The organism is Paenirhizobium cremeum (genome assembly GCF_047553425.1).
Classification (GTDB): domain Bacteria; phylum Pseudomonadota; class Alphaproteobacteria; order Rhizobiales; family Rhizobiaceae; genus Allorhizobium; species Allorhizobium cremeum.
Window position 1 is genome coordinate 767423 of sequence record NZ_CP180217.1, and the last position, 12594, is coordinate 780016.

12 protein-coding genes are annotated in these 12594 nt (G+C 62.5%); 7 read left to right on the forward strand and 5 right to left on the reverse strand.

What is annotated here, in order from left to right:
• Positions 1-2: 2 nt before the first annotated feature.
• Both betC and betI read right to left on the reverse strand, forming a co-directional pair.
• Positions 3-1493, reverse strand: coding sequence for a choline-sulfatase (gene betC, locus ACLBKR_RS03695; RefSeq protein ID WP_414901721.1), 1491 nt, complete (start codon positions 1491-1493; stop codon positions 3-5).
• A gap of 106 nt (positions 1494-1599) precedes the next feature.
• Positions 1600-2196: a transcriptional regulator BetI gene (betI, locus tag ACLBKR_RS03700; RefSeq protein WP_113439763.1), complete on the reverse strand. Its 597-nt coding sequence runs from the start codon at positions 2194-2196 to the stop codon at positions 1600-1602.
• Positions 2197-2392: 196 nt separating this feature from the next.
• Here betI and ACLBKR_RS03705 point away from each other — a divergent pair, with 196 nt between their 5' ends.
• From ACLBKR_RS03705 to ACLBKR_RS03725, 5 genes are all read left to right on the forward strand, one after another.
• Complete coding sequence (locus ACLBKR_RS03705; RefSeq protein WP_113439762.1) at positions 2393-2941, forward strand: HdeD family acid-resistance protein; 549 nt, start codon at positions 2393-2395, stop codon at positions 2939-2941.
• Positions 2942-3082: 141 nt separating this feature from the next.
• Positions 3083-4891 carry a bifunctional diguanylate cyclase/phosphodiesterase gene (locus ACLBKR_RS03710; RefSeq protein ID WP_414900684.1) on the forward strand — a complete coding sequence of 603 codons (1809 nt, stop codon included), beginning with the start codon at positions 3083-3085 and terminating at the stop codon, positions 4889-4891.
• A 129-nt stretch (positions 4892-5020) separates the two neighbouring features.
• Positions 5021-5410 (forward strand): hypothetical protein, encoded by a 390-nt coding sequence (locus ACLBKR_RS03715; RefSeq protein ID WP_113447150.1) that lies wholly within the window; start codon positions 5021-5023, stop codon positions 5408-5410.
• Between the two features lie 217 nt (positions 5411-5627).
• On the forward strand, positions 5628-6629 hold the full coding sequence (locus ACLBKR_RS03720; RefSeq protein WP_162757857.1) for an NAD(P)H-quinone oxidoreductase: 1002 nt from the start codon (positions 5628-5630) through the stop codon (positions 6627-6629).
• A gap of 603 nt (positions 6630-7232) precedes the next feature.
• On the forward strand, positions 7233-8240 hold the full coding sequence (locus tag ACLBKR_RS03725; protein WP_112831482.1) for an asparaginase: 1008 nt from the start codon (positions 7233-7235) through the stop codon (positions 8238-8240).
• A 220-nt stretch (positions 8241-8460) separates the two neighbouring features.
• Here ACLBKR_RS03725 and ACLBKR_RS03730 read toward each other — a convergent pair whose 3' ends face one another.
• The gene (locus ACLBKR_RS03730) at positions 8461-9210 is read right to left on the reverse strand and encodes an SDR family oxidoreductase (RefSeq protein WP_414900687.1); all 750 of its coding nucleotides are present in this window, start codon (positions 9208-9210) and stop codon (positions 8461-8463) included.
• Positions 9211-9308: 98 nt separating this feature from the next.
• Between ACLBKR_RS03730 and ACLBKR_RS03735 the strand changes: the two genes are divergently transcribed.
• Positions 9309-10214, forward strand: coding sequence for an AraC family transcriptional regulator (locus ACLBKR_RS03735; protein WP_113447148.1), 906 nt, complete (start codon positions 9309-9311; stop codon positions 10212-10214).
• A gap of 13 nt (positions 10215-10227) precedes the next feature.
• Here the strand turns inward: ACLBKR_RS03735 and ACLBKR_RS03740 are convergent, their stop codons facing one another.
• The gene (locus ACLBKR_RS03740) at positions 10228-10983 is read right to left on the reverse strand and encodes a DeoR/GlpR family DNA-binding transcription regulator (protein WP_113466899.1); all 756 of its coding nucleotides are present in this window, start codon (positions 10981-10983) and stop codon (positions 10228-10230) included.
• A gap of 119 nt (positions 10984-11102) precedes the next feature.
• Here ACLBKR_RS03740 and ACLBKR_RS03745 point away from each other — a divergent pair, with 119 nt between their 5' ends.
• Positions 11103-11459 carry a DUF4406 domain-containing protein gene (locus tag ACLBKR_RS03745; RefSeq protein ID WP_113338939.1) on the forward strand — a complete coding sequence of 119 codons (357 nt, stop codon included), beginning with the start codon at positions 11103-11105 and terminating at the stop codon, positions 11457-11459.
• A 343-nt stretch (positions 11460-11802) separates the two neighbouring features.
• Here the strand turns inward: ACLBKR_RS03745 and ACLBKR_RS03750 are convergent, their stop codons facing one another.
• On the reverse strand, positions 11803-12462 hold the full coding sequence (locus ACLBKR_RS03750; protein ID WP_113338938.1) for a glutathione S-transferase family protein: 660 nt from the start codon (positions 12460-12462) through the stop codon (positions 11803-11805).
• Positions 12463-12594 lie beyond the last annotated feature (132 nt).

The following is a 12594-nucleotide window of genomic DNA, read 5'->3' on the forward strand; positions in this document are numbered from 1 at the left end:
TGTCATTCTCCGCGCGGATAGCGTTTGGATTCCTCGAGATTGTCGAGGTTCATGTGATTGCGCATGTAGCGCTCGGACGCCTTCTGCAAAGGCTGGTAATCCCAGGGGAAGTAGGCGCCGTTTCTGAGCGCCTCGTAGACCACCCAGCGCCGCGCCTGGCTCTCGCGCACGGCGGCGTCGAATTCGGCCATGTTCCAGCGCGCCTCGCGCCTGGCCCGGAAGCCGGCGAGAACTTCGGCATAGGCCGGATCGGCGGCGAGGTTATGAAGCTCCAGCGGATCGGCCTCCAGATCGAAGAGTTGTTCCGGGTCGAGTTCGCAATGGACGTATTTCCACTTGCCCTCGCGAATGCCGACGAGCGGCGCGTAGGAGGCCTCCGCCGCATATTCCATCAGCACGGGGGCGGTGCGCTCAATGCCGTCGATCATGCCCTTGAGGCTGATGCCATCGGTCCACGGCATGATCGCGTCGATGGAAATACCGGCGAGATCGCACAGCGTCGGCGTCACGTCGAGGTTCGAGGTCGGTGCGACATGCAGGCCGGGCGCCACGCCGGGGCCGGCGATCATCAGCGGCACGCGGGCGGACCCCTCGAAGAAGTTCATCTTGAACCACAGCCCCCGCTCGCCCAGCATGTCGCCATGGTCGGAGCAGAAGAAGATCAGCGTGTCGTCGAGCTGGCGCGTGCGGGCCAAAGTGTCGATCAGCTCGCCCACCTTGTCGTCGAGATAGCTGATATTGGCGAAATAGGCCCGCCGCGAGCGGCGCACGTTCTCGTCGGTGATGTCGAAGCTCGCATAGTCGCAGGATTTCAGGATGCGCTCGGAATGCGGGTCCTGTTTTGCCAGCATGCCGATTTCCGGCATCAGATATTCGCAGTCCTCATAGAGGTCCCAGTATTTGCGGCGGGCGACATAGGGGTCGTGCGGATGGGTGAAGGAAACGGTGAGACACCAGGGGCGGCGGTCGCTGTCGTCGTTTTCGCGGGAAAGCTGGTAGATCTTCTGGTTCGCGAGGAAGGCGACCTCGTCGTCATATTCCATCTGGTTGGTGATCTCGGCCACACCGGCGCCCGTCACCGATCCCATGTTGTGATACCACCAGTCGATGCGCTCGCCGGGCTTGCGGTAATCCGGGGTCCAGCCGAAATCGGCCGGATAGATGTCGGTGGTCAACCGGTCCTCGAAACCGTGCAACTGGTCAGGCCCGACGAAGTGCATCTTGCCCGATAGTGCCGTGTAATAGCCGGCGCGGCGCAGGTGATGGGCAAAGGTCGGGATCGACGAGACATATTCCGCGGCGTTGTCATAGACCCGCGTGCGTGACGGCAGCTGTCCCGCCATGAAGGAGGCGCGGGCAGGGGCGCAGAGCGGCGAGGACGTATAGTTGTTGCGGAACCGCGCGGAACGGGCGGCCAGCGCCTTGAGATGCGGCGCATGCAGGAAGTCCGCCGGCCCGTCGGGAAAGAACTTTCCGTTGAGCTGGTCGACCATGATGATGAGAATGTTCGGCTTTTGCGTCACTGGCTTCGTTCCCCGGTATTCTTGTTGCGTGCCGTCTGGTGACACCCCTCGCACAGATCGACCCGGCGATGCATTTTCATGCTTTTCCGCCTCCCGATACTCTGAGTTGCCCCTCGATATAGTCCTCGACCAGCGCCACCGACGCCTCGATGCTTGAAGGTGCCGACCTCAGACTTTGCCGGATGTAGAGCCCGTCGATCATCGCGGCTGCGCCCTCCGCGATGCGGCCTGCGTCATCGGCTGGCGCAAGCGGTCTCAGCGCCGAAAGCAGATTGGAGTTGAGCCGGCGCGCATAGATTTCCAGGAGCCGGCGGACCTCTTCCGAACGCTGTGCCTCGACGTAGAAGGCAAGCCAGGCCGCCACCGTCTCGTCGGCGAACTGGTCGGCGTGGAAGCTCACCCGGATGACGGACGAAAGCCGCTCGCGCGGTGTCCGTGCCTGGCGGAGCAGGGTGACGGCATCCGCCCGCAACTGTCGCAGCAGCGCCCGCACGGTTTCGATCAGCAATTGTTCCTTGGAGCCGAAATAGTGATGCGCCAGCGCCGGCGACACGCCCGCCTGCCGGGCGATCTCCGACATGGTGACGGAAAGCGAGCCGTGATGGCCGATGGCGCGCAGCGCAGCATCGACCAGCGCCTTGCGGCGCACCGGTTCCATCCCGATTTTCGGCATGCAGGGTCCTTCCCGGTTTCCCGTCGCGATGCCGGCAGTTTATTTTTGATTGACTCATCAATCAATAAAAAATGCGCCACTCTTCGACCTGTCCCCGTCGCTTTCGGGCGCTATTTAAAGTCTTCTATTGTCACGAGAGTTTGAAAGCGCGATGGTAGGCAATTAGGTCAATTGATTAAAAAAACGAGGTGCCGCGATGTTTGACGAAACCAGGCCTGTCCGTTTTTCCGAATTGCGCGCCAAGTGGGGATGGCTGGTGGCGCTGGGCGCCCTCACGCTGATCCTCGGCGGCATCGCGCTCGCCAATCTCTTTCTCGCCACCGTCGCCTCGGTCTATTACATCGGCGCCCTGATGCTGGTCGGCGGGGTTCTGCATCTCGCCCACGCCTTTCAGGTGCGCGGCTGGGAAAGCGTTTTGTTCTGGGCCCTGAGCGGGGTGCTCTACCTGCTGGCCGGCTTCATGACCTTTTCCAATCCGCTGCTTGCCTCGGCCATCCTGACGCTGCTGATCGGCGCCGCCCTGATCGTTGCCGGTCTTGTCCGCCTGTGGGTGGGCTTCGGGCTGAAGGGCGCCGGCGGATGGGGCTGGATCGTGCTGAGCGGCGTGGTCACCGCCCTTGCCGGTGTCATCATCGCGATTGGCTGGCCGGTCAACAGCCTCTGGATACTCGGCCTGTTCCTTGCGATCGATCTCATCGTCCAGGGCTGGTCGATGGTTGCTCTCGGCCTTGCCCTCAGGCGTTGATGCCTCTCTCCGTCACCGGAGCGGTGACGTGACTTGTGTCACAAAAGTTTCATACAGCATTCACGTTCGGGAAAGGTTTTCTTGACGAAGTGCGGACCAGACTGACCCCTATAAAAACAAACAGGTTTGGAGAAGAAATAAATGGTCCCGGGCGCTGTGGTGGAAGCGGGTGTTTTGCGTCGCTTCGCCAATGACCAGCTGCTGGCGCTTGCCAAGCTCGTCATCGAAAATGCCTTTCAACCCATTGTCGAAGTCGGTACCGGCGCCGTTTTCGGATACGAGTCCCTGATGCGCGGTCATGAGCGGATCGGTTTCGAAACCCCGCTCGATATCCTCGACCAGGCGGCCGCCAGCCACCAGCTGCTGCCGCTGGAGCAGATGGTCGCCAGTCGGGCGCTGGCGAAGTTCGCCACCCTTCCGGATTTTTCCGACACCACGCTCTTTCTCAATCTCGATGTCCGCCTGATCCCCGAGGGCGACCATCTCGTCGACAGCATTCTCGAACATCTGAGAAAGGCGAACATCCCGCCGTCCTCGGTCTGCTTCGAGCTGTCCGAGCGTTTCGACAACACCTCCGTGCCGGAATTCTCCGGTCTGGTGGCGCGGCTCAGGAAATCCGGCTTCAAGCTGGCGATCGACGATTTCGGCGTCGGCCACGGCGAGATGAAGCTGCTTTGCGATTTCCCCGTCGACTATGTGAAGATCGACCGGCATTTCGTCGCCGACATGGATAGCAATCCGCGCAAGCGGCATCTGGTCAAGAACATCGTCAACTTCTGCCACGTGCTCGGCGTCCGGGTGATCGCCGAGGGCATCGAGACGGAAGCGGAATTCATCGCCTGCCGGGAATTCGGCGTCGATCTGGTGCAGGGCTGGTTCATCGCCCGCCCCACCACGCTGCTCAACGAGCTGAAGCCCGCCTTTCCCCATCTGCAGGACATCGGCAAGGTTCGCCGCTCGACCCAGTCGCTCGACGAGGTGCTGATCCGCAAGCAGATCGAGCGTCTGCCGACCGTCTTCGAACACGAGAGCATCGACAGCGTCTTCGATCTCTTTCGCCGCAATCCGCGCCAGTCCTTCTTCCCGGTGCTCAATGCCAACGGCGAGCCGCGCGGCATCATCAACGAATTCCATCTGAAGGAATATATCTACCAGCCCTTCGGTCGCGACCTCTTGAAGAACAAGGTCTACGAGCGCTCCATCTCGCATTTCGTCGACCGCGCTCCGATTGTCGGTCTCGACGCCGATGCCGAGCGCCTGATGACGATCTTCGCCAACATGGACGGCAACGACTGCGTCATCCTGACGGAAAACATGCGTTATGCCGGTGTCGTCTCCGCCGCCTCGCTGATCCGCGTCATCAACGAGAAACAGCTGAAGACGGCGCAGGACCAGAACCCGCTGACGAGCCTGCCGGGCAACCGCGCCATTCGCGATTTCATGCAGGACAGCGGTCGCGACGGCGACGACGACCGGCATCTCTGCTATTGCGACTTCGACAACTTCAAGCCGTTCAACGACCATTACGGCTTCCAGATGGGCGATCATGCCATCAGCCTGTTCGCAGCGCTGCTGCGCCGCTATTTCTTCTCCGAGGGTGATTTCCTCGGCCATGTCGGCGGCGACGATTTCTTCATCGGCGTGCGCGACTGGAGCCGCGAGGAACTGACCGAAATCCTCGACCGGCTGCTTTCGGACTTCCACGACGACGTGGTCGAGCTCTATTCCGAAGACGACCGCGGTGCCGGTCGCATTCGCGGTTACGATCGCCATGGCCGCGAGCGGGATTTCCCGCTGATGCGCTGCTCGATCGGCGTTCTCGAACTGCCGAAGGGGTTCGTGATCGACGACATCCACCGGCTCGGCGCCGAAATCGCCGAACTCAAGAAGAGAGCCAAGGAAAGCGAAACGGGCCTGGTGATTAGGGCCTTCGGTTCTCTGGAGGAGTAAGGTATTTTTCCTGCGGTGCATCGCACCAAATTGCTGAATTCTAATATATCCTTAAGAGTGTATTTTGCCTTGATATGATACGTTGGAGCGAGTATCGCTGAAACGGGTCATATTTGGTGGGGTATATTGATGTTGAAACGATTTTTGCCCCTTCTCGGGCTGCTTTTGCTTGCCGGCTGCCAGAGCAGCGCTCCGCAATCCGTCGCCGATTCCCAGGTGCCTCCGTCTCCGGCGCTGCGCAGGGCCGTTATCAAGGCGTTCGAAGCCGGGGCTTTCAGTGCCCGCAACATCTACGATCCGAAGATCTCGAGTGTGGTGCTTCTCGATCCGCCGACGAAGACCTATGCCTTCTGCCTTCGTGGGAGCTCCCAGCGAGGGATTGAAATTCCGACAATACTCGGTGTCTCCTTCCGGGACGGCCGCATTCTGGGCGCGAGCAAGACCGACTTCCGCTGCCGCGACAAGCGGCTTCGCTATTATCCCTTCCCCGAGCTCTACGCCTTCAATTCTCAAGGCTGAGCAGTCCGCAGCGTAAAAAGCAGGCGGGCCGCCCTTCCGCCGGGTTGCATTCGCGGCCCGGTCGCGCCCGCTTGCGACGGCGGCTTTGCTCCCGGTCTGCGCGATTGTCATGCTCGCCGCAGCGCGATTTGTCGCGCGCGGCAATGAGCCTCCTTTTCAGACGCTTCGGCGTGTCCTATGTCCTGTCATCCTGCGCGAGAACCTAGGAGACCCGTTGATGTCGCTTCCTGCAAACATGCGTTACGTCGATCTTCCCTTTTTCGGCGCTCCCGAGGCGATGACCTTCGCGACCGGCCCGCTGCCGATACCCCGCGCCGGCGAAATCCTCGTCAGGGTCGAAGCGGCCGGCGTCAATCGCCCCGATGTCGCGCAGCGGCAGGGCACCTACCCGCCGCCGAAGGATGCAAGCCCCATCCTCGGGCTGGAAGTCGCCGGCGAGGTCGTGGCGCTCGGCGAGGGCGTCGATGAATTCTCTGTCGGTGACAGGGTCTGCGCGCTGGCGAATGGCGGCGGCTATGCCGAATATTGCGCGGTTCCGGCCGGTCAGGCGCTGCCCTTTCCCAAGGGTTATGATGCGGTGAAGGCCGCGGCCCTTCCCGAAACCTTCTTCACCGTTTGGGCGAACCTCTTCCAGATGGCGGGGCTGACGGAAGGCGAGACCGTCCTCATCCATGGCGGCACGTCAGGCATTGGCACGACCGCGATCCAGCTTGCGAAGGCCTTTGGAGCAGAAGTCTTCGCCACGGCCGGCTCGGCGGAAAAGTGTCAGGCCTGCCTCGACCTCGGGGCGAAACGCGCCATCAACTATCGCGAGGAGGATTTCGTCGAGGTCATCAAGGAGGAAACCAGCCGGCGCGGGGTCGACGCCATCCTCGACATGATCGGCGCCGCTTATTTCCAGAAGAACCTCTCCAGCCTCGCCAAGGACGGCTGCCTCTCGATCATCGCCTTTCTTGGCGGCTCGCTGGCGGAAAAGGTCGATCTCACCCCGATCATGGTCAAGCGGCTCACAGTGACCGGCTCCACCATGCGCCCCCGCACGGCGGAGGAAAAGCGCGGCATTCGCGACGAACTCGTGGCCGAGGTCTGGCCGCTGATCGAGGCCGGCGAGGTCGCCCCCGTCATCCATTCGGTATTGCCCTTCGATCAGGTGGTCGAATCCCATCGCCTGATGGAAAGCTCGAAACACATCGGCAAGATCGTCCTGAAACTGGCGTAACGGCGAGGGAAGGGAGTGGCGGTGACCGCTTCTGGCCCGACGCGATTTTGTCAGGCCTGCGCATGATAAGGCCTCGCCGCCCGTTTGCAACTCACTTATGCCCGGCCCGCGTTACACAACGTGCCTTGCGGATCGGCCTCGACGCACCTACCTTTTGACTATGGTCAACGTAGAGAAAGGAAGGTGATCCAATGTCTAGTGAGATTTCGGTCTTTGTTGCTGACATGGGAAAGGTGTCGGTTTTGACGGGGCAGCCCTCGGCCTGACCAACCTTCCTTCGGATCGTGTTTCATGATCCGGGTCCGCAGCGGACTAAACCTCATGGAGAGCCGCCTCGCGCGGCTCTTTTTGTTTTTGCGCCTCCCTCTGTTCTTGCCGCCGCGCCTTCGTCCTGCTTCCTGTGCAAGCTCCGGCATCGCACGATACCCGAGGCAACGATGCTCCTGGCCATCCCCCTCTGGTCTGTCGTCGCGCACCGCGACCGTATTGCCCGACCGCACTTCCGCTTCCTTTCTACCCGCATATCGTTGTCGCAAAATCGCTGCGCACTTTTGCGCGACATGCTGTAAGAAGCTGCAAAAGTGCAAATCAGGGAGCCACGCCATGCACCACCCCGTCACCGTTGAAGTCACCCGCGGCAAGCTGGTCGAGAGCCGCCATCGCGGTCTCGCCGTGGTGGTGGATGGCGACGGCAAGGTCGTCTATTCCGCCGGCGCGATCGAGACGCCGACCTTTCCCCGTTCGTCCTGCAAGGCCATGCAGGCGCTGCCGCTGGTCGAAAGCGGTGCCGCCGATGCCTATGGCTTCGGTCAGAAGGAACTGGCGCTGGCCTGCTCCTCCCATTCCGGCGAAGACGAGCATGCGGCACTTGCCGCCTCCATGCTGAAGCGAGCCGGGCGGGATGAAAGCGTGCTCGAATGCGGAGCCCATTGGTCGTTCGAACAGAAGGTGCTGATCCATCAGGCCCGCACGCTCGACAAGCCGAGCGCGCTTCACAATAACTGCTCCGGCAAGCATGCCGGGTTCATCTGCGCCTGCTGCCATGCCGGCGACGATCCGCGCGGCTATGCCGGTTATGAGCATCCGCTGCAGGTGGAAATTCGCGCCGTGATGGCCGACCTGACCGGAACGCCGCTCTCGCGCGACAATTGCGGCACCGACGGCTGCTCGATCCCGACCTATGCCGTGCCGCTGGTCGGCCTCGCCCGCGGCTTTGCCAAGATGGCGACCGGCAAGGGCATCGGGCCGCAGCGCGCCGCCGCCGCGAAACGCCTGATCGAGGCCTGCATGGCCGAACCCTTCTATGTCGCCGGCACCGGCCGTTTCTGCACCCGGCTGATGCAGGTCGCGCCCGGCAGGATCTTCGCCAAGACCGGCGCGGAAGGCGTGTTCTGCGCCATCCTGCCGGAAAAGGGCCTCTCCCTTGCCGTCAAGTGCGAGGATGGCTCGAGCCGCGCAGCCGAAAGCATGATCGCCGCCCTTCTCGCCCGCTATTTCGACAAGCACAGCGCCGAATACGCCGCCCTGATGGGCATGGCCAACCACGCCATGCACAATTGGATCGGCCTGCATGTCGGCGACGTGCGGGTTACCAACGTGCTCTTCGACTGAGGTTTTGTTTCTCGGCTCCTCGCTGGCCAGCCTGTCATCCGGCTGCCGCTACCTTCTCCCCGTGAACGGGAAGAAGGAATATGCTGCGACGGTTCCATTCTCTCTTCCCGCTTGCGGGAGGTCGAAGGACGGGTCGAGACACGCGGCTCGACCCCGGTCGGCCGGGGTGGGCAAAGCCAGCGGCAGATTAGCCCCTTTTCGTTCCGGCGCTGACTTCCCCCTATCCGGCCAGCGCAACAGCATCGGCGCCCGCAGGGAGGCGCATGGGCGACGACGGATCGGTCGCGGCGCGCCAGATGGCCTGAGCCACGTCAACGGCATGGGTGATTTCCGCGTCTGCCTGTTCCTCCCATTTGGCGAAGACGGACTGGACCACGGAGCCATAGGCTGCCGGGAAGCCGCCTTCCGCCTGAATTCTGGATCGAGCCGTGTCGCCGAAGCTCGTTGCCGGCGCCCGGCCCGGCAGGACGATCTTCATGCGCACGTTGAAAGGTTCGAGTTCCAGCGCGGCACTCTCCGTGAAGGCATTCACGGCGGCCTTGCTGGCGGTGTAGACCGACAGCAGCGGCAGGGGCATCAGCGTCACGCTCGACGTCACGTTGATGACGACCCCTTGTCTGCGCTCCCGGAACTGCGACAGGACCGCCTGCGTCATCGCGATGGTGCCGAAGGTATTCGTCTCGAAGAGATCGCGCACGATGTCCATCGACGTTCCCTCTACGGCATTCAGCCAGCCGATGCCGGCATTGTTCACCAGAACGTCGATCGGGCCGGCTGCCTCGACCGCCTTGCGGATGCTCTCGGCGTCCGTGACGTCGAGTGCGAGGATATCGAGGTTTTCCGAAGGAGGCAGGATGTCGGCGCGCGGTGTGCGCATGGTCGCCACGACCCTCCAGTCATTGTCGATAAAGAGTTTCGCGGCCTCCAGCCCGAACCCGGAGGATGTCCCGGTGATGAGAACGGTCTTCATGCTTGTCTTCCTTTTCAGTCTCGGATGAAAGAAGGCTAGACCGTATGGAGGATGCGATACATAATGCATCGTCCCTCATACGTTATCAGGAGTGTCGTTTGAGCGATCCGCTTGCCGAGATGGTCACGTTGCTGCAGCCGAGTGCCGGGCTTTCGAAAGCGGTCAGCGGCGGCGGCGTCTGGAGCGTCACCCGCGACGGGCCGGGAAACCCGTTCTATTGCGTGGTGATCGAGGGCGCGTCCCGCCTTGCGGTGGAAGGCGAGGCCCCGGTCGATCTGCGCGCGGGCGATTTCGTGCTGGTTCCCGGCATGTGCAACTTCACCATGTCGGGCAGCGGGGAGACGCTGGACGGGACGGTGGACCCGCGCACGATCACCCGGCTTCCGGGCGAGATCCGGCACGGCGATCCCCATGCGCCCGCCAATGCGCGGCTGCTGGTCGGCCATTTCTCCTTCGGCTCGCCGGATGCGAAACTGCTCCTCTCGCTGTTGCCGAGGTTCTTTCATATCCGCGGAGACGAAAGGCTGTCGGCCCTCGTCGGCCTCGTGACCGACGAAGCCCGAAACGAAAGGCCGGCGCGCGAGATGATCCTCGCCCGCCTGCTGGAAGTGCTGCTCCTTGAGACCCTACGCTCGACTTCGGGCGAGGCGGCACCCCACGGCATCCTGCGCGGTCTCGGCGATGAGCGCCTCGCCCCCGTCATCCGCCTGCTTCACGAAGATCCGACCCGGGAATGGACGATGGAGCAACTGGCAAGCGAAGCCGCGCTCTCCCGGTCCGCATTCTTCAAGCGCTTCCGCCGCGCCATGGGGATCGCTCCCATGGAGTACCTGATTTCCTGGCGGATGACGCTGGCGAGAAACCTTCTCATGAAGGGCGATATCGGCGTTCAGGAAATCGCCGAACGGGTCGGCTACCGCTCCGCCAGCGCCTTCAGCACCGCCTTCACCCGCTTCGTCGGACGTCCGCCATCGAGATATGCTCTGACCGGCACGGGGGATTGAGGTTCTTGCGGTCTCACCCCTCGATCACCTCCGCGCCCGCCTCGCGATAGGGGGCGAGTCGTTCCGAGTCCATGCCTGCCGGCACGATCAGGCCGGCGATCTTCGAGAGCGGCGCGATCAGGCAGGGTGAGAGCGCGCCGATCTTCTCTTCGGTCACCGGCACGTAGGTTTCGGCGCTTGCCATCAGGATATGCCGCTTGATCGCGGCTTCCTCGAAATCGCCGGTGGAGAGACCGTGCGAGGGATGCACGGCGGTAACCCCGAGGAAGAAGATGTCGGGGCGGATCTCGTCGATGGCCGCCATCGCCGCTGCACCGACCGCCACCATGGAATGCTTGTAGAGCCGCCCGCCGATCAGGATCACCTCGATCTGCCGGTGGTGTTCGAATTCGGCGGCAATCGTCGGCGAATGGGTGGCGACGGTCAGCGGCATGTCCTTCGGCAATCGCCGGGCGATTTCCGCCGTCGTCGTGCCGCCGTCGAGGAAGATCATCTGCCCCGGCTTTACCAGGGCTGCCGCGCGCGCGCCGAGCGAGGCCTTCTCCTCCGTGGAGACGCTTTGCCGGGCTGAAAAATCCGGCAGGTCGGGGGAAACAGGCAGCGCCCCGCCATGCACCCGCCGCAGCAATCCCGCCATCGCCATGTCGCGCAAGTCCCGCCGGATCGTATCCTCGGAGACGGAGAGTTCGCGGGCGAGTTCGCTTGCCAGCGCGCGACCTGTCAGCCGCAGGGTTTCGAGGATATGGGCACGGCGTTGATCGGTAAGCATGCGGCTTTCTGCGTGTTTGTCCGTGAATATGCACGATAATACGCAAAATGAGTCGACATTCCAGAAAATTCGTGCAGATTCGCGCATGTTTCAGCAATGCGACATGAAAGGAGCACGAAATGCTGATCTTGATTGCAGGTCCCTACCGGTCGGGAACGGGGGATGATCCCGCGAAGATGGCCGAGAACCTGAAGCGTCTTGAGGCGCCGTCCCATGCCCTGTTCAGGGCCGGTCACGTGCCGATGATCGGGGAGTGGGTGGCGCTGCCGGTCTGGCATGCGGCGGGTGGAAAGAGCGTTGGCGACGATCTCTACGAGGAGATATTCCATCCGGTCGCGGGCCGTCTGCTTCAACTTTGCGAGGGCGTGCTGCGCCTGCCGGGCGCTTCCAAGGGGGCGGATAACGACGTGCGGATCGCGACCGAACGCGGCATTCCGGTCTGGTACCGGCTGGAGGACGTGCCGGGCTGCGCCTGAGTGTTACCGTCTGCCTGTGGAAGGCGAGGTAAGGCCTTGGTCGGATAAAAGGCGAGGGAGGACCAAAGGCCTCCCTCAGCTTGCTGACAAAGTCTCGTATTGATCGTCGAGGCTCCCTTCTCCGTCATGCCGGACTTGTTCCGGCATTGAGCAGCGCGATGTCCATCGCGCAAAAGACTCTTTTGCGATCAAGGACTTGATCGCGCAGGTTTCCGGCCCTAGGCCGGAATGACGACCTTGGGGGAGCGTCGGCGGACACAAGGATATGTTCGAAAAGGCGCTCGCCAGCGCTCCGAAGCAGGCCGGAAGACCTCCTCTTTCCGGTTTGGAAGGAGGGAGGCCCTTATTCCTGTTCGTCGGCGCGGGTCTGCCACATGGCCTTGAAGGCCGGGCGATCCTGGCAGCGCTTCAGCCATGCGGTAACATGCGGGTGCTCTTCCATCAGCGGCTGATAGGGCTGGGCGTAGCGGACGATTTCCGCAACGTTCAGGTCCGCGACGGTGAAGCGGCCGCCGACGAGATAGTCTTGGGCGGCAAGCTGCTGTTCCAGCACGCCGAAGGAGCGCTTCAACAGGCGGCTGACGGCATCGGCCTCCGCCTTGCCGGCATCGGTGCCGAGGCGTCCTTCGGCATTGGCCGTCGAGATCTTCAGCGCGTTCAGCTCGATCTCGGTCGCCGCGAAGAACGACCATTGGGTCATCAGCGCGTCCTCGGTGAGATCCTTCGGCGCAAGCGGACCGCCATGCTTCTTGGCGAGGTAGAGGTTGATCGCGAGGCTTTCATGGAGCTTCAGCCCGTCATCGTCGATGGAGGGAATGGCCCCCATGGGATTGACCGCCAGGAATTCCGGCGAACGGGTGTTCAGCCTTGCGCCCGGCGCCAGCGGATCGGCAAGCTTGCGGGCCTGGATCACCGGCACGTGCTCGAAGGCGAGGTCGAGTTCGCCCGCGAGCCAGAATGTGCGCGTCGCGCGCGATTTGTAGACGCCGTAGATTCTCAGCATGATCTCTTCCCCTGTTCGGTTTGGGCCGGAGGCTATCCGGTGGGATGGGGGATGAAAAGCCGTGTCGGATTGATCCGCGCATGAATTCTGATGATGGAAATGCCGCGCTCGTTGACTTCGAGGGACGGGGAA

Excerpts from the sequence above, each read along its gene's own strand:
- ACLBKR_RS03720 (WP_162757857.1), top strand. The coding sequence starts at position 5,628 with ATGTCGCTTCCTGCAAACATGCGTTACGTCGATCTTCCCTTTTTCGGC.
- ACLBKR_RS03715 (WP_113447150.1), top strand. The coding sequence starts at position 5,021 with ATGTTGAAACGATTTTTGCCCCTTCTCGGGCTGCTTTTGCTTGCCGGC.
- betI (WP_113439763.1), bottom strand. The coding sequence starts at position 2,196 with ATGCCGAAAATCGGGATGGAACCGGTGCGCCGCAAGGCGCTGGTCGAT.
- ACLBKR_RS03750 (WP_113338938.1), bottom strand. The coding sequence starts at position 12,462 with ATGCTGAGAATCTACGGCGTCTACAAATCGCGCGCGACGCGCACATTC.
- ACLBKR_RS03740 (WP_113466899.1), bottom strand. The coding sequence starts at position 10,983 with ATGCTTACCGATCAACGCCGTGCCCATATCCTCGAAACCCTGCGGCTG.
- betC (WP_414901721.1), bottom strand. The coding sequence starts at position 1,493 with ATGGTCGACCAGCTCAACGGAAAGTTCTTTCCCGACGGGCCGGCGGAC.
- ACLBKR_RS03705 (WP_113439762.1), top strand. The coding sequence starts at position 2,393 with ATGTTTGACGAAACCAGGCCTGTCCGTTTTTCCGAATTGCGCGCCAAG.
- ACLBKR_RS03730 (WP_414900687.1), bottom strand. The coding sequence starts at position 9,210 with ATGAAGACCGTTCTCATCACCGGGACATCCTCCGGGTTCGGGCTGGAG.
- ACLBKR_RS03710 (WP_414900684.1), top strand. The coding sequence starts at position 3,083 with ATGGTCCCGGGCGCTGTGGTGGAAGCGGGTGTTTTGCGTCGCTTCGCC.
- ACLBKR_RS03745 (WP_113338939.1), top strand. The coding sequence starts at position 11,103 with ATGCTGATCTTGATTGCAGGTCCCTACCGGTCGGGAACGGGGGATGAT.
- ACLBKR_RS03725 (WP_112831482.1), top strand. The coding sequence starts at position 7,233 with ATGCACCACCCCGTCACCGTTGAAGTCACCCGCGGCAAGCTGGTCGAG.